General features: G+C 54.2%; 20 protein-coding genes. 15 read left to right on the top strand and 5 right to left on the bottom strand.

Annotated elements, in window-relative coordinates; translation table 11 throughout:
* Positions 1 to 2: 2 nt before the first annotated feature.
* A complete protein-coding gene (locus PHN51_02815) occupies positions 3 to 1424 on the top strand; it encodes a SpoIID/LytB domain-containing protein (protein MDD2817713.1) in 1422 nt (473 codons plus the stop codon).
* Here PHN51_02815 and PHN51_02810 read toward each other — a convergent pair whose 3' ends face one another.
* Positions 1425 to 2144 (bottom strand): TIGR03089 family protein, encoded by a 720-nt coding sequence (locus PHN51_02810; GenBank protein ID MDD2817712.1) that lies wholly within the window; start codon positions 2142 to 2144, stop codon positions 1425 to 1427.
* A 56-nt stretch (positions 2145 to 2200) separates the two neighbouring features.
* On the opposite strand from PHN51_02810, the gene PHN51_02805 reads away from it, so the two are divergent.
* Complete coding sequence (locus PHN51_02805) at positions 2201 to 3280, top strand: NDP-sugar synthase (GenBank protein ID MDD2817711.1); 1080 nt, start codon at positions 2201 to 2203, stop codon at positions 3278 to 3280.
* On the opposite strand, the gene PHN51_02800 is transcribed toward PHN51_02805, so the two are convergent.
* Both PHN51_02800 and cofD read right to left on the bottom strand, forming a co-directional pair.
* Positions 3281 to 4678, bottom strand: a complete 1398-nt coding sequence (locus PHN51_02800) for a coenzyme F420-0:L-glutamate ligase (protein MDD2817710.1) — start codon at positions 4676 to 4678, stop codon at positions 3281 to 3283.
* Entirely contained in the window at positions 4623 to 5630 is a 1008-nt protein-coding gene (gene cofD, locus PHN51_02795) for a 2-phospho-L-lactate transferase (GenBank protein ID MDD2817709.1), read from the bottom strand. Before cofD ends, PHN51_02800 begins: the two co-directional genes overlap by 56 nt.
* 263 nt (positions 5631 to 5893) lie before the next feature.
* On the opposite strand from cofD, the gene PHN51_02790 reads away from it, so the two are divergent.
* Genes PHN51_02790 through PHN51_02755 form a run of 8 tightly spaced genes read left to right on the top strand, consistent with a single transcriptional unit; the run spans position 5894 to position 15289 of the window.
* On the top strand, positions 5894 to 6109 hold the full coding sequence (locus tag PHN51_02790) for a WhiB family transcriptional regulator (GenBank protein ID MDD2817708.1): 216 nt from the start codon (positions 5894 to 5896) through the stop codon (positions 6107 to 6109).
* 9 nt (positions 6110 to 6118) lie between these two features.
* Positions 6119 to 9541, top strand: a complete 3423-nt coding sequence (locus PHN51_02785) for a glycosyltransferase (GenBank protein ID MDD2817707.1) — start codon at positions 6119 to 6121, stop codon at positions 9539 to 9541.
* Positions 9534 to 11078: a DUF5719 family protein gene (locus PHN51_02780; protein ID MDD2817706.1), complete on the top strand. Its 1545-nt coding sequence runs from the start codon at positions 9534 to 9536 to the stop codon at positions 11076 to 11078. Before PHN51_02785 ends, PHN51_02780 begins: the two co-directional genes overlap by 8 nt.
* Before the next feature lie 51 nt (positions 11079 to 11129).
* Complete coding sequence (locus tag PHN51_02775; GenBank protein ID MDD2817705.1) at positions 11130 to 11549, top strand: DUF3499 domain-containing protein; 420 nt, start codon at positions 11130 to 11132, stop codon at positions 11547 to 11549.
* A 40-nt stretch (positions 11550 to 11589) separates the two neighbouring features.
* A complete protein-coding gene (locus tag PHN51_02770; GenBank protein ID MDD2817704.1) occupies positions 11590 to 12984 on the top strand; it encodes a phosphomannomutase/phosphoglucomutase in 1395 nt (464 codons plus the stop codon).
* Between the two features lie 26 nt (positions 12985 to 13010).
* Entirely contained in the window at positions 13011 to 13205 is a 195-nt protein-coding gene (locus tag PHN51_02765; GenBank protein ID MDD2817703.1) for a Trm112 family protein, read from the top strand.
* A 3-nt stretch (positions 13206 to 13208) separates the two neighbouring features.
* A complete protein-coding gene (gene manA, locus PHN51_02760; GenBank protein ID MDD2817702.1) occupies positions 13209 to 14324 on the top strand; it encodes a mannose-6-phosphate isomerase, class I in 1116 nt (371 codons plus the stop codon).
* A gap of 41 nt (positions 14325 to 14365) precedes the next feature.
* Positions 14366 to 15289, top strand: a complete 924-nt coding sequence (locus PHN51_02755) for a cation diffusion facilitator family transporter (protein ID MDD2817701.1) — start codon at positions 14366 to 14368, stop codon at positions 15287 to 15289.
* Here the strand turns inward: PHN51_02755 and PHN51_02750 are convergent, their stop codons facing one another.
* Entirely contained in the window at positions 15290 to 16915 is a 1626-nt protein-coding gene (locus PHN51_02750; GenBank protein ID MDD2817700.1) for a DHA2 family efflux MFS transporter permease subunit, read from the bottom strand.
* Positions 16916 to 16977: 62 nt separating this feature from the next.
* On the opposite strand from PHN51_02750, the gene dusB reads away from it, so the two are divergent.
* Positions 16978 to 18096: a tRNA dihydrouridine synthase DusB gene (gene dusB, locus PHN51_02745; GenBank protein MDD2817699.1), complete on the top strand. Its 1119-nt coding sequence runs from the start codon at positions 16978 to 16980 to the stop codon at positions 18094 to 18096.
* Here the strand turns inward: dusB and PHN51_02740 are convergent.
* Positions 18093 to 18752 carry a YdcF family protein gene (locus PHN51_02740; protein MDD2817698.1) on the bottom strand — a complete coding sequence of 220 codons (660 nt, stop codon included), beginning with the start codon at positions 18750 to 18752 and terminating at the stop codon, positions 18093 to 18095. The genes dusB and PHN51_02740 overlap by 4 nt on opposite strands.
* Before the next feature lie 186 nt (positions 18753 to 18938).
* On the opposite strand from PHN51_02740, the gene PHN51_02735 reads away from it, so the two are divergent.
* Genes PHN51_02735 through PHN51_02720 form a run of 4 tightly spaced genes read left to right on the top strand, consistent with a single transcriptional unit; the run spans position 18939 to position 23018 of the window.
* Positions 18939 to 20309: a ferredoxin reductase family protein gene (locus PHN51_02735; protein ID MDD2817697.1), complete on the top strand. Its 1371-nt coding sequence runs from the start codon at positions 18939 to 18941 to the stop codon at positions 20307 to 20309.
* A 2-nt stretch (positions 20310 to 20311) separates the two neighbouring features.
* Complete coding sequence (locus tag PHN51_02730; protein MDD2817696.1) at positions 20312 to 20998, top strand: FMN-binding protein; 687 nt, start codon at positions 20312 to 20314, stop codon at positions 20996 to 20998.
* A gap of 12 nt (positions 20999 to 21010) precedes the next feature.
* Positions 21011 to 21775 carry an FAD:protein FMN transferase gene (locus PHN51_02725; protein ID MDD2817695.1) on the top strand — a complete coding sequence of 255 codons (765 nt, stop codon included), beginning with the start codon at positions 21011 to 21013 and terminating at the stop codon, positions 21773 to 21775.
* Between the two features lie 13 nt (positions 21776 to 21788).
* The gene (locus PHN51_02720; protein MDD2817694.1) at positions 21789 to 23018 is read left to right on the top strand and encodes a deoxyguanosinetriphosphate triphosphohydrolase; all 1230 of its coding nucleotides are present in this window, start codon (positions 21789 to 21791) and stop codon (positions 23016 to 23018) included.
* Positions 23019 to 23045 lie beyond the last annotated feature (27 nt).

The following is a 23045-nucleotide window of genomic DNA, read 5'->3' as shown; positions in this document are numbered from 1 at the left end:
ACATGGAACTTCGCGTCAATCTTTTCTATCGTGTTGCTCAAACCAAGGTTCGTGCTGAATCCCTTGAAGCTGGCGGTGGCCAAATTGAGGTCACGGTGGGCGGCAATGTTGTCACCGGCTCGCCAAGTGACGTGTTCACGTTCAATGTTGCTGGCAACGCTGTAAACGTTCAACGCACCACAGGTGGTCAAACTTCAGACCTAGGTACTGCTGCGCAAGCAACAGTGAAGTGGGCGGGCAACCGAGATTCTGGATCAGCTACTGGACCAGCAACAGCTTTGAATGTGATCGGACCAAATGGTTCATTTACCACCGCAGGGCATCGTTACCGTTTTGGAAAACTCGATGTTGTTGCGGCGACGAACTCAACGGGCACGCGTCTCAATGTTGTGAATCAGCTTCGTTTGCATGATGAATACCTCTATGGCATTGCGGAAGTTTCCAGCTCGTGGCCCGAGGCAGCAATGCAGGCTCAAGTAATTGCTGCACGTTCGTACGCTCTCGCCAAGTTCAACGCAGGAGAAAAGAAGGCTTGTAATTGCCATATCGATGATGGCGATGGTCCGTTTAACGATCAGGTTTTCGTGGGTTGGGCAAAAGCAACTGCACCTAAGGGTGATCGCTGGGTAGCTGCAGTGAATAGCACTTTTGGTTCTGAAACCACAGGCATCGCTGCGACCTACAACGGTGCACCGATTAGCGCCTTTTATTCATCATCATCTGGTGGCGTCACCAATACAACAAAGGATGTGTGGGGCGGAGCTCTTCCATATTCAGTCAACGTTGACGACCACTGGTCACTTGGTCCAGATAATCCAAATGCCAGCTGGACAGTGAACGTGCCGCAGGCTGCAATGGCGTCAGCCTTCGGTGTTCCAGGTGTGTGGAAAGTTGAAGTCGCAGAACGTCTGCCTTCAGGCAGCGTGCGCACGCTTGCTGGAACCTTGCAAGATGGATCAACGCGCACAATCACCGGTGAAGTGATGCGCGCAAGGCTTGGTTTGAAGTCAACGTATGTCAATGCGATTAATGGTCAGGCAGTTCCAGGTGCTCCGGCGATCACACCAACTCCTGCCGCGAGTACTTCCACCCCGCCTGTTCCCGCGACGACTATGGCTCCCGCGGCAAGTGCAACGATCACGATGAAGATCGGCCCGACCTTGAAGCCAAAGGCTGGATCTTCGTTGAAATTCAAGGGCAAGGTGGTTCCTGCTGCCGGTGGATTAACTGTGCAGCGTCAGATGAAGGTCAACGGCGCTTGGGAAGTCAAGGCAACCACCACGACTAAGAGCAATGGCCGTTTTAGTTTTACTATTAAAAAAGCTGTGCCAGCGGGCGCTGAATATGAGTACCGCGTTGTGGTGCTGAAGAACGGTGCAGAAGTTGCGGCGAGTACGTCAGGCCTTGTAAAAATCCGAAAGTGATTACTGCCAGACCTGAGTAATGCCTTCTTGTAGAGCAATTGCTGCTGTATCAACAGCATCGCTCATCACTACTGCACCCGATCCAAGGAGCGGGAACAGCGTTGGGATCAACCAAGCGCCTAATGAATCCACTGTAGGCGCGTTGATAAGAACGCGATCTGATGAATCGGGCAGCGAAGATGCAACCCACTGAAGTGAATCAATACGCGAATAGGAAGTCTCACCCAGAATCAAAGCCATCCCGTCTCCGGCGGCCGGTGCGACGAGCAACGCATCTGGTTGCATGCGCGAAAGTCCAGTTGCATCAACGACGGTTGATGGTAGGCCGGCTTCAACCAGCCCAAGTGGATGGAGTGAGACCACCCAAGGTTCGTCGGCGTCGGGAAGAGTCGAAGCGGTAGCTCGATCAGTGATCACTAAGTCCGATGAAGTGACATCGCCAAAAGGAACCACAACAGCGCCGATCGTCCATGCAGCGAGCGTCCAAGTGATGCGCTGCCAGTGCCAAGGCAAATGCATGGCAATGGTTGATCCAGGCTCAAGGTCGCCTTCGTCAACCAAGGCGCCGGCGTTCTTGGCGACGGCATTGAGCACGGTCACCCCAGAAAGTTCGGTGCGCATGCCATCAGAGTCGAGTGAGGTCAAAAATGGCTGACCAGAAAAGCTGCGAACCCGCTGATTGAGGAGCGGCCAAAGTGCGCCATCAAATTGCCTTGCCATAGGCGCGAACTTAGTGGTTCCCGAGCGGGGCCCGATACGTATGGCACAGTTGCCGAATGACTGAAGCAGTACTCCTCGTAGGTGGGCAGGGCACCCGACTTCGCCCCCTCACGATTAACACCCCAAAGCCCATGTTGCCGGTGGCTGGCGTTCCTTTCACCGTGCACCAGATCACCCGGGCTCGGGATGCTGGAGTCACCCGCATCATTCTGGGCACTAGCTACAAGGCCGAGGTCTTCAAGGAATTCATCGATGCCAGTGATCTGGGAATAGAGGTTGTCATTGCGACCGAGCCTGAGGCTCTGGGCACCGGGGGAGCGATCCGCTTTGCTGCCGAGCACCTGACTAGCGGCCCAGATGAACCTGTGCTGATCTTCAACGGCGACGTGCTTTCCGGCTTGGATATCGAAGGTCTGGTTGCTCACCATCTGCGCACCAACAGTGACGTCACTATCTATCTGACTCCTGTTGAAGATCCACGTGCCTTTGGTTTGGTTCCGACAGATCAAGACGGACGCGTCACTGCCTTCCTAGAAAAGCCGACGACACCGGAAGAGATCGTCACGAACAACATCAATGCAGGTTGCTATGTGTTCAAGCGTTCAGTGATTGATCAAATTCCCGCAGGTCGAGTTGTCTCTGTTGAACGCGAAACTTTTCCTGGGCTTCTCGCAGCTGGTGCATTGGTTACCGGTGTTGTCGATCCCGGTTACTGGCTCGACTTAGGAACACCACTTGCATTCGTGCAAGGTTCAAAAGATCTCGTGCTCGGGCATGCACCATCACCTGCAGTTCCTGCAACGGGAGATTTCTTAGCGCTCGATGGTGCACGCATTGATGTATCAGCGAATGTGCATGGTGGATCAGTTATTGGTCGCAATGCATCAGTTGCAAACGATGCAGTCGTGAATGGTTCCGTTGTGTTCGACAACGCAGTGATTCACGAAAGTGCACGCATCACCAACAGCATCATTGGTGAGAGTGCAGTGGTTGGTGCGCACGCAATTATTGATGGCGCAGTGATTGGTGACGGTGCTGTGATCGGTGCGCACAACGAGCTGACTGCCGGTGCACGCGTGTGGCCGGGAGCACAGTTGGGTGACACGGCAATTCGTTTTTCCAGCGATCGCTCGTGATTATTCAAGAATAAAATCTGCGGGGTCACGAGGTTCGCGATCCTTGGCAGGGGATTCTGCATGACCAATTGCGATAGCGCCAAGTGGTTGTAGTGAGTCAGGTAATCCGAGGACTGAGCGAACGGTGTCAGGGCAGAAAATTGTGGAGCCAATCCAGGCAGAGCCGACATCGTGAGCAGCCAGTGACACCAACATGTTTTCGACTGCAGCTCCACCTGCGACCATGAACATGTCGCGCTCGGCAGCATTGCGAGCATCGTCTGGGTAGGTATGAGCGCCTTCTGCCATGTCAATGAACGGAATCACGATGACGGGTGCGGTGCGCAGGATGTTACCACGTGCGAGGCGTTTACTTATTGATGCTTCATCGAACTGATCAGATGCTTTGAGGTCAGCAATCCATTTTTCACGCATTGCATCAAGCAGTAGTTCTCGTTTTGGTTCATTTCTCAAAACAAGGAAACGCCACGGAGTTGAGTGGTGAGGCGCAGGCGCTGTGATGGCAGCAGCGATCGCTTCGTGAATAATTACATCGCTCACGTGCGCATCAGTGAAGCTGCGTACCGTGCGTCGATTCGCAACAGCAGTTTTGTGACCTTCTTGAATTGCTTCAGCGGTGCCAAGCCAGAAGAGATCTTCTTCGCGTGCACGAATGAGTGGTGCTGCGCCAGAGCCGTCTTCGTCCGTAACGAACTGATCCATGCCGCGCACTACGGCAACAGGATTACCCACCGACTTGCCTTTAACTAAGTCGGCCGCGCTCGCGATCTCGTCAGCGATTGCAATCACAGTCATTTCAAGGGTTCGACCAAACTGATCTTGCTTGCCGGTGTGATCGTCAAGGGCTAAAAGCCCAGCAATACCAATGGCATTGTCAGTAAGACCATTTCTCCAAGCTCGACCCATGGTGTCGGTGATGATGACGCCAAGTCGTTTGCCAGTGAGGTCTTGAAGTTCTTGACGGATGCGTCGTGCTGATGCATCAGGATCTTTTGGAAGTAGCACAACCGTGCCAGCGTCTACGTTGCTGGCATCAATGCCAGCGGCAGCCATCACTAAGCCATGGTGCGTTTCAACAATACGAGTGGTGCCACGGGCATGATGTTTTGTGGCAAGAGTGCGCACGGATTCCTGATCGATGAGCTCATCACGATTGTCTGAGGCAACAACATTGCCTTCGACTTTAGAAACAATTTTGCTGGTGATGACTACGACGTCACCGTCTTTCAGGGAATGGGAACCATCAGGCCATTGCAACGTGGCATCGCAAATCAATTGCGTCAGATTGCTGGAGTGATCAATGCGGGGAATCCCCGGCACTGCAACAACCTGCATGGCTTCCTTAAATAGAGGCGAAGTCGATTGCTTGCGCCGCCATGGCTGCAGTTGCATCAACATCGGTCATCATAAGTGGGATAGCGCGAGCGCGAATCCCTGATTCTTCAATTGCTGCAACACTTATGGCATCTTGGGTATCAACGAGCCAGGCATCAATGAAGCCGCCGTTGCTGCGGGCTCCGTAGTGAAGGGCGACCGCTGTAGCGGTTGTTTCGATATCAAGTGCGGTGAGGCATGCATCAGCCATACCTCGCACAGGAGCATCGCCAACGATGGGGGATAGGCCCACTACGGGAGCCTTAGTGGTGCGAATGGCCTCAGCGATGCCAGGGACCTGAAGGATCGCGCCAACAGACACCACTGGGTTACTTGGCGGCAAGATCACCAGGTCGGTGTCATGAATGGCCTCAAGGACTCCAGGAGCAGGCTTTGCTTCATCGATACCGACCATCACGAAGCCCTGTGCTGGCAGCGAAGCGCGGTAACGAATCCACCACTCCTGGAAATGAATCGCTCGACGGCCCTCTTCTGGGGTGTCAACGACCACGTGGGTCTCGGCTCGTTCATTACTCATGGGCAGCAAGGTCACTCCTGGCTGCCAGCGGTCGCATAGGGCTGCGGTGACCTCGGTGAGGGTGAACCCTGACTGCAGGGACTGGGTGCGAATGAGGTGGGTAGCCAGATCCTTATCGCCAAGACCAAACCAGGTTGGCTCCACGCCATAGGCGGCGAGCTCTTCTTTGGCGGAGAAGGTTTCGCCCTCGCGGCCCCAGCCGCGCTCCTTACTAATCCCGTCGCCCAGGGTGTACATCACGGTGTCCAGATCGGGGCAGACCCGCACGCCATGAACCCAGATGTCATCGCCGGTATTGCCGATGACCGTGACCGCAGTGAGCGTGCCACCCTGGCCGTCAGGGTTCACCTGGCGAAGGTGGGCGAGCAGTCCAACAAGAAAGCGAGCGCCACCGATTCCACCCGAAAGGACGGTCACGCGGGCGGGGGCAGAAGTCATGGGTGCATCCTGCCAAGTGCTGTTCTTTTCCCTCACGTCCCCCTCAAAGTGGACTTTTTTGACCCGTTTACGGCGTGTCAGGTTAATTTCTTGAAAACAAGGGTCGATTTGTCCTATTCGAAGTTGACGAATGGTAAATAACACCGATGTAATACGGGCTCAAGACAAACGTTTTCATCTCTATAAGGGTCGAGGGGGTCCAACACGTGACCGACAGCAACACTGGAAGCCTTACATTGCTTCCGCTGTCCGACGTCGAGGAACTGGCGTGGCAGGAACAAGCACTGTGTGCTCAGACTGATCCAGAAGCATTCTTCCCAGAAAAGGGTGGCAGCACTCGCGAGGCCAAGCGCGTCTGCTTGAGCTGCGATGTACGCACAGACTGCCTTGAGTATGCACTTGAGCAAGACGAGCGTTTCGGCATTTGGGGCGGCCTCTCAGAGCGGGAGCGTCGACGCCTAAAGAAGCGCGCCATCTAGAGTGATCTAGTGCAGCCTGAATTCGACGAGCCAGAACAGGCAGATCAGCAGGATTCGGCGCAAGTAGCGCAGGGTGGCTCGTCTGAGCGCGAGTTAGACGAGCTGGAAGTTATTGGGCTCGATGAGCCTGCAGAAATCTTTGAAGCGTCCGACGATGCCTTAATCGTTGTAGAAGAGTCAGCTGAAACTCAAACAGAAGACCAAGCTTGGTCCCAGTGGTTCAGTGATGATGAAGCACAAGCTGGTTTTGGATTACCCCGTCGTCACCACCACGTCACTTCGGTGGTCGTCTCCCATGAGGGTGAGATCTGGCTCCCCGCGGTGCTCACAACGTTGGCCAACCAAACTCGGCATGCAGATGCCGTTGTTGGTGTTGATACGGGTTCAACCGATGACAGCCCGAACTTGTTGCGCAGGTCCTTGGGCTCTGACCGCGTTATCGTTGAAGACTTCAGTGCTGGATTTGGCGCAGCAGTGGCAGCAGGGCTTGCGCATGTTGGTGCGGTGCACACTGATGCCTCGCAGGATGCTGGCGAACTTATTACCTGGGTATGGCTCCTGCATGACGACAGTGCCCCAGATCCTTCGTGTCTTGAAGCGTTGCTCAACACCGCAGATGACAATCCAAGTGTTGCCATCTTGGGTCCAAAAATTCTTGGGTGGCATGACCAGAGGCTGTTGTTAGAAGCCGGATTCAGCGTCACCGGCGCGGGTCGTCGATTTACTGGACTAGAGCGCCGCGAACATGACCAAGGTCAACATGACGGTGACCGCGATGTATTAGCGGTGAGTTCAGCAGGAATGCTCATTCGCCGTGATCTTTGGGATCGACTTAACGGCTTTGATCCGCAACTTCCGCTGTTCCGCGATGATCTCGATCTTTGCTGGCGTGCTCATCGCGCAGGTGAGCGAGTGATGGTTGCCACGAACGCTGTGCTGCACCATCGCGAAGCATCTGCACATGGTCGCCGTGTTACTGACATTGCCCCGCATCCACATCGCGCCGATCGTGAAGCGGCGGTCCATGTGCTTCTCGCACAGAGCAGCGCTGTTGCAAGTCCGTTTATTGCCATCCGTTTGTTCTTGGGTAGTGCACTTCGCGCGTTGATGTTCTTGCTAGGAAAAGACTTCAGTGCAGCCGATGATGAAGTCAAAGCAGTGCTCGATGTGGCACTTCATCCAAAGCGTTTAGCGCGTTCGCGCCACAGCATTCACGAAACCTCAACTGAGCCTGTGTCAGTAGTGAATGCCTTGCGTCCGCGATTAGCGTGGCAGTTGCGGCAGACAGCAGAGGCTCTCATTGGTATTGCCTCGACCTCGAGCACCTCAACGTCGCAATCGGTCAGTGCTGTTGAGTCTGGTCCAACCGATGATGATTCTGATTACTTGGATGATTCAAGTAGTGGACTCTTACGCCGTATCTTTGTGCGCCCAAGTGTGATCACGGTGCTTGCCTTGATGTTGTTCTCAATCATTGCCACGCGCGCCTTGTGGTTAGGCGACGGAGTCTTGCAGGGCGGTGCCTTGTTACCTACGCCTGATGGCGCAAATGATCTTTGGAATTTGTATACCCAAGGCTGGCATGACATTGGGCCTGGATCATCTACATCTGCGCCACCTTATTTATTGGTGATCTTTGCAACCTCGATCGCATTCCTGGGCAAGAGCGCATTGGTTGTGCAACTGGTGATGTTGCTTGGTTTGGGATTTGCCGGCTGGGCTGCGTACTTCACTTTGCGCGGAGTCATTGCAAGTAAGCCGGTGCGCATTTGGGCCGCGGTGATGTACGCATTGCTTCCCCCTGTAACTGGCGCAATGACAGCTGGACGTCTGGGTACCGTGATTGCTGCGATGGCCTTTCCGTTTGCGGTGCGTTCCTGTGTGCGGCTGGCCACGAGTAAGGCATCGGTTCGACGTGCTGCCGGAACTGCACTGCTGTTGTCGGTATTGATCGCAGCCATTCCGCTGTTCTGGCTCATTGCGTTGGTCTTTGCTATTGCTCTTGGTGTTATGACCTGGCGTCGTGAAGGCATCGCAGCAAAGCCATTGTTGATGCGCCTCGCAATTGCGATTCTTGGTCCGGTTGTGCTGCTGGCGCCATGGAGTCTGCAATGGTTCGCACAACCAGTGCGCTTCCTTATTGGCTCGGGTGAACATAGCTTGAGCGATCCAGATCTTTCACCTGTTGCCGTGCTGTTGATTCATCCCGGTGGTCCGGGCATGACACCTATCTGGATTACCGCTGGTTTGGTTGTTGCTGGTCTGCTTGCATTGCTTCGTCGCGATCGCCTTGCTCCAATCGCACTTGCAGTAGCGATGAGCATTGTTGGTCTCTTCTTTGCCATCTTCCAAACCATCGTGATGGTCACACCTCCGGGTGCAACGGATGCAATTCGACCTTGGCCCGGACCAGCAACCTTGGTTTGGGGCGCTGGGCTCATCCTTGCTGCAGCTCTTGGTGCCGATGGCTTGCGTCAAACCATGGATGGTGCAAGCTTTTCGCTAGAACAGCCTCTTGCCGTGGTTGTGACCGTGATTGCGGTACTGACGCCAATTGCCTCTGGTCTTTTCTGGTTCCCAACAGCTGCAGATGAACTTCAAAAGGCGCCGGCAAGCTCAGTTCCTGCATTTGTCGCCGCTGACTCAGTGAGCCCAGATGCACCGCGCACATTGATGCTGCGGCAAACAGGTTCAGGTCAGGTGCTGTACACCCTGCTGAATGGTCCAGGAGCTGTGCTCGGTGATGCTGAGATGGCGCCACCAGGTGAAGTGTGGTTGCCACTTGATGAAGATGTCGCAGCCCTTGCATCAGGCCGCGGTGGTTCTGAAATTGCTCACTTAAGTGGCTATGGCGTGCGGTACGTACTTCTTGCACGTGGAACATCAACTGATCTCATTCCCATTCTGGATGGCGAGCCAGGCCTGCGTCGCCTTTCAAGCTCAGCCGGTGAAGTTCTGTGGGGAATCGATGGTGTGACCACTCGCGCACGTTTACTGACCGATGGTGTGCCAAGTGCCTTGCAGGTTATCGGTGGCTCACCTGAGCAGGTTGCGGCTGTAGGGGTTGATACGACTCCATATCTCGATCAGACACTCACCGTTGGGCTTGCTGATCGACAACTCGTTCTTGGTCAATTGGCAAACAGCAAATGGAACGCGGTGTCGATCAACCCACTTACGGGCGAAGAAACCGCTCTGGAATCAGTGACTCCAAAGGGTGCCCTGAGTTGGTCGCAAGCCTTTGTCGTGCCAAAGGATGCTGTGCAAGTGCGCGTGAATTTTGATCAGACGACGCGATCGTTATGGATGTGGTTGCAGCTCGTTGTGTTCATCGTGCTTGTGGTACTCGCGTTGCCAAGTCGACGAATTGAAGATGTAGACCCAGATGTGGAAGGCGCAGGATTTCCTGTAGGGGCGGTGAAGCATGACTGACGAATTGAATCCAGAAAGCTCGCAGTCTGACGCCGTTCAAGAAGTTCGCGAACGTCCAATTGCGTCGACTTTCTATCTGCGCATCGCCGTGATCAGCGTCGCGATCATTGTTGGTCTTGGCATTGTTGGCCAGTTTGGGATCAACGCGGTTATTGATGTACCCGTTCAAACGGAGCCAATTCAATCCTCTGTGTTGTTGTGCCCTGAACCAGGCGTTGGCGCGCAAGCTGGTTCACGCATGACTGCCGCAGTTGTTCCAGGGCAACCCGGTCAAGATCAAGGCGATGGCAGGGTTGTTGTCACAACGTTGACGGGCAAGGTCTCTGACAAAGCGAAATTGACTGCACCTGGTGCGCAAACGGAAATCGCCGGACGCGGTCGCAAACTTCCACCGATTAGCGTGGTGGGAACTGGCTCGCTTGCACCTGGCCTGATTGCTAACCAGTGGAGCCGCGATCCCCGCGGGCAAGGTCGAGGCATGGCGAGTACGCCATGTGATTACGCCGCATCGGATTTTTGGTTCGTCGGAGGTGGGGCTGTAGCGGGTCGCCAAACGCGTGTGGTCTTGGTCAACCCTGATGCGTTCGCCGCTGTGATTGACCTGGTGATTTACGGACCAAATGGCGTCATCGATGCACCCGGCGGCCGTGGATTAGTGGTCAATCCAAAGAAGCGAATGTATGTACCGCTGGATGCGTTGGCACCAGGTGTGGCAACAACGGTTATCCACGTGATTGCTCGCACTGGGCGCATAGGTGCGTCAGTTGACGACGATCAGATGTCAGGATTGAAGTCCGTTGGCACCGAATGGGTGCCGCGTTCAGCTGCACCAGCAACCACTGTGTTCGTGCCTGGCGTCTTCCCTGGCAAGGGAGTGCGTGTATTGGCAATTGCAGCGCCGGGTGACGCAGATGCACAGGTGTCGATTCGAGTGATGACCAAAGATGGCACCTTCCAGCCCGCAGAGCGTGATCACTTCACTGTGCCCAATGATTCGGTCATCAGCATGGATATGTCATCGGTTACGCAAGGGCAACCAGCAACCCTTGAGCTCACTTCAGATACGCCGATTGTTGCGGGTATGCGCCAGTTCTATGGCAGTAAGAAAGTTCAAAATGACACCGCGTACGCCGCGGGAGCGCAATTGTTAACTTCCAGTGCAGCTGAAAGTGGCATGCCAGTGCAAGGGGCAACAAGTGTGCGTTTAGCGCTCACGGCTCCCAAGGGCGATGCCAAGGTGCAGGTCAGTTTGTTGCCTTATCTTGGAAAAGATGTGGTGAGTACGCCAGTGCAAGTGCAAGACATCACGATTCCTGCAGGGTCTGTGAAATGGTTGCCGATTACGTTGCAGCGCAAAGCTGCTTGGTTCACGATTGTGGTCACTCCCTTGAATGGCCAGCCGTATTTAGTTGCCCATCAAGTTTTAGAGCGATCACGCTATGGCGATCTTGTGACCGGGTATCCATGGCAGGCACTTCACACCGAAGTGAAGGTTCCGATGGCGCATGAAGACCCAGGTCTGCCTGTTCGTCAGTAGGAACGGCGCGTCCTGCGGCCAGATGTCGTTCGCGGGTATTAGCGTTCCCGTGTGGCTCGCCGACGTTGTTCAAAACCCTCCTGTAATGGTGGCGCTGTGTCGACGTTGACCTACGTCTACGCCGACTCAACTGCAGTGCTCGGGCCTTTGGCAACCTACGCAGAGCCACACTGCTATGACCTATGCCAAATGCATAGTGAGCGGCTCACGGCTCCTCGTGGCTGGGAAATCGTGCGGATCACGCCAGATCCCGATGCACTCAAACCGACCTCTGATGATCTTGAAGCCTTGGCAAATGCGGTGCGTGAAGCAGCTCGTCCACGCTATGTCCCAGGTGGAGATGTTGACCATCCACCGGCTCCTCAAGGCACCGTGGAAGTTTCCCGTCGAGGCCATCTTCGGGTGCTCACTCACGATGATTCGTACGACAATCCATCATCGTTCGACGTTTCTTCCGACCAAGAGTTCTAGGTCCAAGGCACTCGGGTAACCGAGCGATAGCCTTACTCGCGTGCGCAACCTAGATCAGGTCATCAAGGCCTATGACGTCCGAGGCATCTACCCAGATCAATTAGATAGCGATCTTTGCTATGCCATCGGTGGGGCCTTCGTCACGGTACTCAAGCTTGCTGCACGCGATGGCGGGCCAGGAGCAGTCGTCATCGGTCACGACATGCGTCCGTCAGGCCCAGAGCTCGTTGCATCCTTTGCCAATGGCGTGATGGACCAGGGTGTGGATGTCATTCTGATCGGCTTAGCCAGCACCGATGGCCTCTACTTTGCTTCAGGCAAACTCAATCTGCCCGGTGCCATGTTCACTGCGAGCCACAACCCAGCGCAATACAACGGAATCAAGTTGTGTCGCCCAGGTGCCGCACCCGTTGGTCAGGAATCAGGCTTACGTGCGATCAAGGAAATGGTGGAGCAAGAAGCCGTTCCTACATATGACGGTCCTCAAGGCGTTTCGCGAGATGAAGACATGTTGACCCAGTATGCGCAATACATGCGTGAACTTGTCGATGTGTCCGGAGTTCGCCAGTTGAAGGTTGTCGTAGATGCGGGAAATGGCATGGGTGGATACACCGCACCAGCAGTTCTTGAAGATGCTGCAGGTCTGCCGGCTTTGCCATTAGCCATCACTCAAATGTTTTATGAACTTGATGGCACGTTCCCCAACCATGAAGCCAATCCCATTGATCCAGAAAATCTCGTTGATCTGCAAGCCAAGGTCATCGAGGTCGGTGCCGATCTTGGCCTGGCTTTTGATGGCGATGCTGACCGCTGCTTTGTTGTTGATGAGCGAGGTGAGCTCGTCAGCCCGTCGACGATCACGGCAATCATTGCCCAGCGCGAATTGGCAAAGTCACCTGGCTCGGCAGTGATTCATAACCTGATCACGAGCCGCGCTGTGCCTGAAGTGATCATTGAAAACGGCGGCACTCCAGTACGAACGCGCGTTGGTCACTCATTCATCAAAGCAACGATGGCCGACACCAATGCAGTCTTTGGTGGCGAACACTCTGGTCACTTCTACTTCCGAGACTTCTGGCGTGCTGATTCAGGCATGTTGGCTGCATTGCACGTCATTGCAGCCCTTGGTCATACCCCGGAAGGAACCACACTTTCATCGATGCTGGCCCCATTCATTCGCTATTCGATGAGTGGTGAGATCAATACAGAGGTCAAGGATCAGGTCGGTGTCACCGCCGCAATCAAGGCGGAATACTCCCAGCTCGCTGGTGTCACCTTTGATGAAATGGATGGATTAACTATTTCAGCCGATGAGTGGTGGTTTAACGTGCGCCCGAGTAACACTGAGCCCCTTCTGCGGCTTAATGTTGAGGCCAAGGATCCAGCGAAAATGGCCTCATTGCGAGATGAGCTACTCGCCAAGATGCGCAAATAGAACACACCAAAGAAGACGAGGCACTGATGAGCACTGCACCACTTGGGCTTGACCCAGCCCTTTGGGCAATTTTGGCATGCCCGTGTGAAGCACATGGTGAGCTCGTTGCCGATGAAACAGCTCAGACTTTGACCTGCAAGGTGTGTGGCACGGCATTCCCGGTGCGTGATGGCATTGCTGTCATGTTGATGGATGAAGCAGTAAAGCCAGGCCAGGTCTAACTCATGTCATTGGTAGTCCGGGGAGCGATCAAAGACTATGACTGGGGCATCGTCGATGGTCTTGCTCGATGGGCTGGCGGTGCCACAGGAGCGCCGCAAGCTGAACTTTGGTACGGAGTCCACCCAGGCGGGCCGTCACCACTGGTTGATAGCCAAGGTCACACCACGGGGGAAGACCTCGCACGACATTTCGATGTTGAGTCAATCCCACTTCTGGTGAAGTTATTGGCTGCAGCAAAGCCATTGTCGGTTCAAGTGCATCCGAATAAAGCGCTCGCGGCTCTTGGATATGCCGAGCAGCAAAGTGGTGAAGAACCACGTCGGGTGTATTCAGATCCTTTTGAGAAGACCGAATTACTCATAGCGCTCCAGGATTTTGAAGCCTTCGCTGGATGGCGCGATAAAGATGAGTCGATCGCATTCCTGTGTGCAATTGAATCCTTGAATTCTGGGCTTGACCTGGCTGCAGCGAAAGCCGAGATAGCTGCAGGTAACTTCAAGGGCGCGCTCCCGTTGCTCATTGAGGCGAATACTTCAGAGATCGTGCAAACCCTTGCCAGAGCAGCGCAAGCAATTGGTTTGGATGAATCCCAGGTAGGTGCATATGAAACCGTGATGGGTGAATATGCCAACGACGCGGGCGCACTCATCACTCCGCTCCTTGCTTATCTGGCATTGAGCAAAGGTGAGGCAGTTTTCTTACCCGCAGGAGTGCCGCATAGTTACATTCGCGGAATTGGCGTTGAAGTCATGACATCAAGTGACAACGTGGTGCGCCTTGGATTGACCAGCAAGCCGGTGTTTGTTGATCACGCACTCAAAGCGATTAATGATGAGCTCCATCCGCAGGTAATGCGGGTGCATATCGGGGATCTCATTTGGCCGGTGAATGCACCGTTTGTCGTGCGGTTATTGGAGTCAGGCACAGAGCGCATGCCAACGGGTGCCTACAGAATTGCGTTAGCAATCGAAGGTAAATCGAGCATTGTGTTTGAAGACGCGGAAATCACAATTGCGCCCGGACGTGCGGCGGTGATGTCTGCTCATGATCCAGATGCCGATGTTGAAGCACATGGCTTAGTTGCAGTCATTCAATCGACGATCTTGACTCAGGCGTAGCACCTTGCCATCGCTGATGGCAAGTATGAAAAGGAGAAACGTTGAGTACCGAAGGTGGCATGAAGGCTGTCGTTGCAGCGCTTGCAGCAAATCTGGGTATTGCAGTAAGTAAATTCGTCGCCTTTGCTTTCACGGGCTCTTCGTCGATGCTCTCAGAAGGCATTCACTCTATTGCTGACTCTGGAAATCAAATTTTGTTACTTGTGGGCAATAAGCGCAGTAAGAAGACCGCGGATTCTCATCATCCTTTTGGCTATGGTCGTCGCCGCTATGTTTACGGCTTCATTGTTTCGATCGTGTTGTTTCTTGTGGGTGGCGTCTTCTCGCTCTACGAGGGCATCCATAAATGGCAGCATCCTGAAGGTCTTGAAGACTGGTGGATTGCAGTTCTTGTGCTGCTCGTTGCGATTGTTCTTGAGTCGCTTTCATTCCGAACTGCAATTCGAGAAGCGAATCATTCGCGGGGAAAGCGTTCGCTGTTTCGCTTTGTGAAAGATGCGCGTCAGCCGGAACTGCCAGTAATTTTGCTAGAAGACGCTGGTGCTCTTGTTGGCCTCGTGTTTGCGCTGCTTGGCGTTGGCATGGCAGTTATTACTGGTGATGGTCGATTTGACGCAGCGGGCGCAATGGCTATCGGTTCGCTGTTGGTTGTCATTGCGATCTTCCTTTCCATGGAAATGACAGCAATGCTCGTGGGTGAATCAGCTCTCCCAGAAGAAGTCGCTGCGATTCGGGCAGCATTGGAATCTTCACCTGGAGTTGAGCGTGTTATTCACCTTCGCACTGTTCACGTTGGTCCAGATGAGCTGCTTGTGGGTGCCAAGATTGCGGTTAAACACGGCGACACTGGTCAAGAGATAGCTAAGGCCATTGATGAAGCCGAAATAGCGCTTCGCGCCGCAGTTCCTACGGCCCGCTATGTATTCCTTGAACCAGATATTGATCGCAACTCAACGAGTCAATAGCTACTGGGCCTTTGCTGGTTGGTAACCCTCGGTTTCAACTCGCGCTGCATTTTTGGGCAGCGTAAGCGAGGTAATAAAACCAAGCAGTACGAAGATGCCGGCAACCCACGCCACCAAAGTGATGGCGCTAGCAAAGCCTGCCGATGCACCTTCAATCAACACAGCGCCGTTAGGTAAGGACGCTAAACCAGGAATTGCCTGACCAGCTGATCCGGCAACAGCGTCACTGATTTGTTGCGCCTCAGCGGCTGGAACTCCGCGATCTGTAAGTTGCACCGCGACATTGCCAAGGCCAAGGATCAGCGTGGTACCAATGATTGCTGTGCCAATCGCTGCGCCAACCTGACGGGAAGTTGATTGGACCGCACTTGCTTGACCTGAATCAGCAACGGGAACTTCAGAAAGAATCACACCGGTGAGTTGTGCGGTAGCAAAGCCCACACCCATGCCGTAGATGAACAGCCATGGCGCCATGCCCCAGCCAGTAATTTCTGTGGAGAGCACAAAGCCCAGGCCAAAGATGCCGACTGCTTCCAGCAACATGCCAAGTTGCAAGACTCGCACCGGACCCATGCGTTGGGCAAGAGGAGCGCCCATGCCAGAGGCTACGAATGACCCTGCAGCAAGTGCCAGGAGGATGACTCCAGTCTGCAGTGCGTTGTAGCCGCGCGTAGCTTGCAAGAAGAGCGGAATTGCAAAGAGCAAACCAAATTCGCCAAGGCTCACCACGAGAGCAACGGCATTGCCGAAACCGAAAGTACGAATTTTGAACAGGCGAAGATCAAGAATCACAATTTTTCCAGCAGCTGCTTTCTTCTTTTCAATGACGATCAGTGCAACAAGTGCGAGTAAGCCGAGAATGCCTACGACGAACACGATTGAAAGATTCTCAAGTGGCCAATCCACAGAGCCCAGATGGAAGGTATTGATTGGTTTGATCCAGCCGTAGCGTTGACCTTCAATGAGTGCGAACACAATGCCGGCAAGACCAAGGGTGATGAGCAGTGTGCCGGCAAGGTCAAAGCCTTTTCGAGCGAGTAGATCCTTGGTTTCAGGAACGCTCATCAGCACACCAACGAGCACAATGATGCCGATTGGTACGTTGATCAAGAATGCCCAGTTCCAGGTGGCATAGGTGGTCAGCCAGCCGCCCACCACTGGGCCAAGGGCGGCCATGCCACCGATGGTTCCGCCCCATACGGCGAAGGCCACAGCGCGCGATTTACCGATGAATACCGCATTGATGATCGAAAGTGAACTCGGCAGGATCATTGCGGCGCCAACACCTTGAAGTGCGCGCGCCCCGATAATTTCGGTGGCACCCATGCCCAGTGCTACAAGAGCACTGGCGATCACAAACACAATCACACCGGTCATGAAGATCAGGCGTCGCCCGAAGCGGTCGCTCATGCGACCAAACAGGATGAGTAATGCTGCGAAGGTCAGGGAGTAGGCGGCGTTGATCCACTCGGCATCATTGGTCGAAAGGCCAAGGTCGCGCACCATGGTTGGGATGGCAACGTTCACCACAGTTGCGTCCAAAATGATCATGGAGACGCCCAAAGCCAGGAAGCACAAAGCCACCCAGCGGCGCTTACCAATTAACACTGTCGCCATTTCGGCCATGCCCACCCTCCATCGGAATTGGCCTTAGTTTGCCGCACTGGCAGACTCTCCCTGTGCTTTCCATGGATGACCTGAGTGTCCCGGTTGTTCTTGCCCCAATGGCAGGCATCACCAACCGCGCATTTCGCAAACTTTGCCGGGAAGCGGGTGCTGGTTTATATGTCTCTGAAATGGTGACTTCACGCGCGTTGGTTGAAGGCAATGCCGAAACCATCGACATGGTCACCTTTACGGAAGATGAGAAACCACGGTCAGTTCAGCTTTATGGCGTTGATCCCAAGGTCATGGCTGCAGCTGTGCGCATTTTGATTGAAGAAGACCGTGCGGATCACATTGACATGAACTTCGGGTGCCCGGTTCCCAAGGTCACGCGCAAGGGTGGCGGTAGTGCGTTGCCTTGGAAGCGTGATCTATTTCGTTCCATCGTTAAAGCTGCCGTTGAAGCGGCAGATGGCAAAGTGCCGGTCACGGTGAAAATGCGCAAAGGCATTGATGACGATCACCTCACCTATTTAGAAGCCGGTCTTGCAGCTGCACAAGAAGGTGCCACCTGGGTTGCTTTGCACGCACGCACTGCCGAGCAGATGTATGCAGGTAAAGCAGATTGGGAAGCTATTGCCCGTTTGAAAGAGCACCTTGCACCAATGAACACTCCAGTCTTGGGTAATGGCGACATCTGGACAGCTCAAGATGCGCTGAGCATGATGGAAACCACTGGTGCTGATGGTGTTGTGGTCGGTCGTGGATGTCTTGGGCGCCCATGGCTCTTTGGGCAATTAGCAGCAGCATTCACCAATGAGCCAATTCCAAGTGATCCAAATTTTGCTGAGGTGCTCACATTGCTGAAACGCCACGCAACTCTGTTGTGCGAGGACTACGGCGAATTCAAAGGGATTCGCGATATTCGCAAACACATGGCTTGGTACCTCAAGGGATTTAGTGTCAAGCAGGGCATTCGTTTGGCCATGGGCAATGTTGAAGACCTCAATCAACTTGATGAATTGATTGCGCAGATTGATGCGAATCAAGAATTTAATGTTGAGGTGGGTGCTGGCCCTCGAGGCCGCACCTCTGGCGGTCGGCGCCCATCATTGCCTGACGGTTGGCTCAATACGCCAGACCTCGACGAAAAAGCATTGTCACTGCTGCGTCACGCAGAGTTATCAGTCAGCGGCGGTTAATGCGAGGCGCTGTGCACGAGTTGGGGTTGCGTCCATCGGGTGAGTAAGTAATAGCGCAGGAGTGCTGCAGTTTCGCGGCCCACGTAGTCACTGGTCATTGCTGTTCCAGGGCCAGACTTTGCTGGCGAAACATGCGCATCAATGCCAAACCCGCTGGCGATCGCTGAAGCACGTGCAGCGTTAGGCGGGTCAGTGACGATCGTGGCTGAATCCCAATGAAGGTCGCTCATGACTGCACCAATCATTTGCAGCGAGCCCAGGGTGTCAACACCCGTTGTGAAATTGACGATGTCGCGATTTGGTACGCCTTTGGCGATCAGCATGCGTCGTTCGATTTCGGTCACGCGATCGCGACCCGTCAACATAATGACTGGAGCCACGTTGGCTTTATACAGTTCAGCAGCGTGATCAATTCTTGATTGCAAGACATCGCCGTCATCACCCCAGAAACGACTTGGGTCCATCATCACTATGGCTTGAGTCTTTGTTCGGTCATCAAATTGGGCTGTCAAAACGATCTGCATAGCCGCACCGATGGGGATAAGAAGAAGTACGACGATCCCCACCGTGATGCCAGCAGTGAGCCAACCTCTTGGTGATTTCGGAAGGTCGGGGGAGCGGGGCTGGCGCGACGAAGAAGCCAGTGGCGCACCCATTTGCCCATGTTCACACCTTCTTTCACGGATTGTGGGGATGGCACACCGCATGAGACAAAGCGAACATGAATGCCGCCCTTTGTTGGGGTTTGGTAAGGGTGTGGTCAGAACAGCGGTTTGGGCTGGATTTACGCCATCTGCCTACGGCACTGTGTGCAGGTACTTCAACGTCGAGGGATGGATCCAATGGCCACGCAAACGCCAGTTGTTGTGCGACTGCCTGCACCAAAGGCAGCGCATGTGCGTACCACTGACGTGTGGGCAGTTGTGGGTTTCGTTCTTGCCGTAACCCTTGGGTTGTGGATCCAGCACGGAGGGCTTGAACTGCTGGCTCAAGGCTTTGATGGTGCGCTTCGAGCACTCGGGCAACTCACCGGATTCGCGGCTGCGTTGGCATCCCTAGGTGCGCTCGTACTCACTTCACGCCCGCGGTTCATGGAACGTCGATATGGCTTGGATCGCATGCTTGCCTGGCATCGATGGGCGGGCATCATCACCGTGTTCACCGTTGTCGCCCACACGATCATTGACACCATCGTGTGGGGTCAGGGCACAGGTGAAGGGTTTATTCCGGCACTTGGTGGGTTGCTCACCGGTGAATCATGGATAGTTGCTGCACTCGTTGGCACGACACTATTCGTTGTCATTGGCTTATCGTCGTGGAAGCGCATTCGCCATACGGTTTCCTATGAAACTTGGTACTTCATTCACACACTTGGTTACCTCGCGGTGTTGATGGGATTTGGTCATCAACTCACACTTGGTACCGATATCGCTGGAGACACTGTTGCGTTCTGGTGGTGGGTGGGTTTAGCAGTTGCCTCACTGCTTGTCATTCTTTATGCACGCTTTGGGGTAATCCTTCGATCAATCGCTCACCCGGTTGTGGTGACAAAAGTTGTCCGTGAAGCAACGGATATTGGCTCTATCACGGTGAACAGTGCCCACTTACGCAAGTTACGCGTCCGCAGTGGCCAATTCTTTATGTTGCGTCCAATGGTTCGAGGGCTTTGGTGGCAAGCACATCCATATTCCATTTCAAGTGCACCGACCACGGGTGGTTTGCGCTTCACGATTAAGGGAACTGGCAACGATGATTCGTCATCAATCTTGAATGTGAAGCCAGGAGCCAAGGTGTTACTTGAAGGCCCATATGGTGTCTTCACCATCGATCAAGCAGAAGGCGCCAAAGTGGTATTGATTGCTGGCGGTGTTGGTATCGCTCCTCTGCGCGCGATTCTGGAAGACAGCCACACTGGTCAAAATCCAATCGTGCTTGTGCGGGTGCGTGATGAAAAAGACCTCCCGCATATCACCGAACTTCAGCGCTTAGTGCAGCTGCGTAATGGCGAACTGCATGTGTTAGCAGGAAGACGCGAATGGTTTGCCAAGAATGACCCATTCCACGCAGCAGCCCTAAAAGCGCGTATTCCCGATATTTCATCGCGTCATGCGTATATCTGCGGGCCAGCTTCACTTGAATCTGCGGTGATCAGTGGGTTACGAAAAGCCGGAGTGCCAACGTCAAATATTCATCTTGAGAGTTTTGGAATCTGACCATGTCTAAGTTCTTCAGAAGTATTGCTCCGGCTGTCGCGCTTGGTGGTGCTGCCATTGCGATTGTTGCTGTTCTTGATCCGGCCATTGCGCGTCAAGGTGAAGAAGATGCCGCACTAGCCAGTGGCGCTATGCCTCTTGCCACACAGGAACCTTCGCCAGAACTAAGCGCGCCTCAAACTGTGCCGCAGGCAGATGTGCAAGCGCAGGTCACCGAACCTGCAGCTCCACAAGCCAATTCTGAAGCGACAACAACACCAAAGGTGAAAAAAAAGAAAAAGAAGCCCGCTTCAAGTAGTGACTCAAATTCAAATTCTTCTGGTTCCACAAGTAGTGATTCGAAGACTGCTCAGGATCCAGCAGTGGAACCAGCCCCGAGTGCTGCCGGAAATCAAGGTACGTCCACGAGTGCATCATGCGACAACGCCAAAGAAGTGACGGGAACTAGTGCCATGACTCCCTGGGGTCCTGTGCAAGTGGTTGCTTCAGTTGCGAACGGAAAAATTTGTTCAGCTCATGCAATTGCGTATCCAAACCGGGACCGTAAATCTTCCATGATCAATGCGTATGCAATCCCAGTACTCGATCAAACGGCAGGTCAAGTTGGTGTTCAGTTCGACAACATCAGTGGAGCGACATACACGACCAATGCGTATCGTCGTTCATTGCAGTCTGTACTTGATCGCTAAATAATGTCTGGTGTGCGAACGAGTTTTCCGGTCATGGGAAGTGTGGCAAGCCTTGCCATCGCCGAACATTCGCGCGGCGATGTTGATGGGGCGGTGCTCGCGGCAAGAAGTTCACTTGACGCCGATGAGCAACGGTTTAGTCACTATCGAACGGATAGCGATATTGAACAATGGATGCGTCAAGAACGCATCTCTTCGGTAGCCCGCCATGAAATCGATGAAGTCATTGCGCACTGCTTAGAGCTTCGTGAACGTTCAGGTGGTGCATTCTCGTATCGAAATCCCAAGACAGATCGCATCGATACCGCTGGCTTTGTCAAAGGTTGGGCGATTGAGCGAGCCATGGAAGCCATGCGACGCCTAGGTGTCACCGACGCATGCATTGGTGTTGGGGGAGACACCACGTGTTGGGGGCGAGCCTCAAACGATCGCCCTTGGCGCATAGCGATCTCCGATCCAACCCGCGACACAGGCATTGCTGCGATCGTGGAATTGCCTGAAGGTGGAGCGGTGGCAACATCAGGCACAGTGGAGCGCGGGGAACATATTTGGCGTCTGGGGCAGGCAAAGGGTGAAGTGTTGGCCTCGTTCAGTGTGGTCGGGCCGTGCATCACCTGGGCTGACGCGTATGCAACCGCTGGATTCGCTATGGGCCTAGGTGCAACGCAATGGGTGGCCAATCAGGCTGGCTATTCCTCAATCAGCGTGACCCCAGACGGGCAGGTGTTTGGGGACGCCGTTGTTCTGCAGCCGCAGGAGTCCGTCAGTCCTCAGTAATAGAGTCTGAGCAATGAGCAACCTGATCGGATACGACGAAGCGTCAACCCAGCGCTTCACGGCTGAACCGATGAAGGAATCTGTGCGCAGCCCCTTTGCTCGAGATCGTGCCCGAGTGCTGCATTCAGCAGGGCTGCGTCGCTTGGCTGCCAAAACTCAAGTCATGACTTCTGGGATGAATGACTTCCCTCGCACGCGGTTGACCCACACTCTTGAGGTTGCGCAGATCGCCCGTGAGATGGGTGAAGGATTGGGATGTAATCCCGACATCGTTGAGGTAGCAGGGCTCGCTCACGATCTGGGTCATCCGCCATTTGGTCACAATGGCGAGATTGCTCTTGATCGGATAGCTGAAGAGATCGGCGGTTTTGAAGGTAATGCTCAAACCCTGCGCATTGTGTCTCGGTTAGAGGCCAAAGTTGTTGACGATTCAGGGGCAAGTGCTGGTCTCAATCTCACCCGAGCAACCCTTGATGCCACGTGTAAATATCCGTGGTCTCGCCAGCCTGGCAATCCCAAGTTTGGGTACTACGCGGACGACGCTGCAGTGTTTCAATGGTTTCGAGAAGGATCACCCCAAGGTGCGCAGTGCATCGAAGAACAGGTGATGAATTGGGCCGATGATGTTGCCTATTCCATTCATGATGTTGAAGATGCCATTCATGCTGGCCTAGTAAAACTTCAGCAGCTGCATGATCCCGCGAATAAGGCGCATCTTGTTGAAACTGCTCGCGAGCGTTTTGATCCTAAGCGCGATCCGCATGCACTTGATGAAGCGCTAGATCGTCTACTGCGCCTTGAGTATTGGCCAAAGGAATTTGACGGATCTATGCGTTCACAGGCAGCGCTCAAGCATGCAACGAGTTACTTGATCTCACGCTTTTGTGTCAGCACGCAGGTTGCCACCCGTATTGCTTACGGAGATAAGCCGCTGACTCGATACGCAGCGAACTTGATCGTTCCTGATGAGGTGCGCGATGAAGTCGCCGTGATGAAGGCAATTGCGGTTTTCTTCGTTATGAGACGCCCAGGTATTGAAAAGGAGCAGGAGCATCAGCGTCAGATCGTGGAAGAAGTGGTGCACGCCCTGCGGCTAGAAGATGGGCGCAGCCTTGAGCCATGGCTACGTGAGACCTATGACGCTGCCCAATCCGATGCTGAGCGGATGCGGGTGATCATTGATCAGGTGGCCAGCCTCACGGATGTCAGCATCCTGCGCTGGCGGGAGCGCTTGATCCGCTAATCGAGGTCAGCCCACGCACCTAGAATG

The sequence above is a fragment of the Candidatus Nanopelagicales bacterium genome (genome assembly GCA_028687755.1).
Lineage (GTDB): Bacteria > Actinomycetota > Actinomycetes > S36-B12 > S36-B12 > UBA11398.
This window is presented reverse-complemented; position numbering and strand designations above follow the sequence as displayed.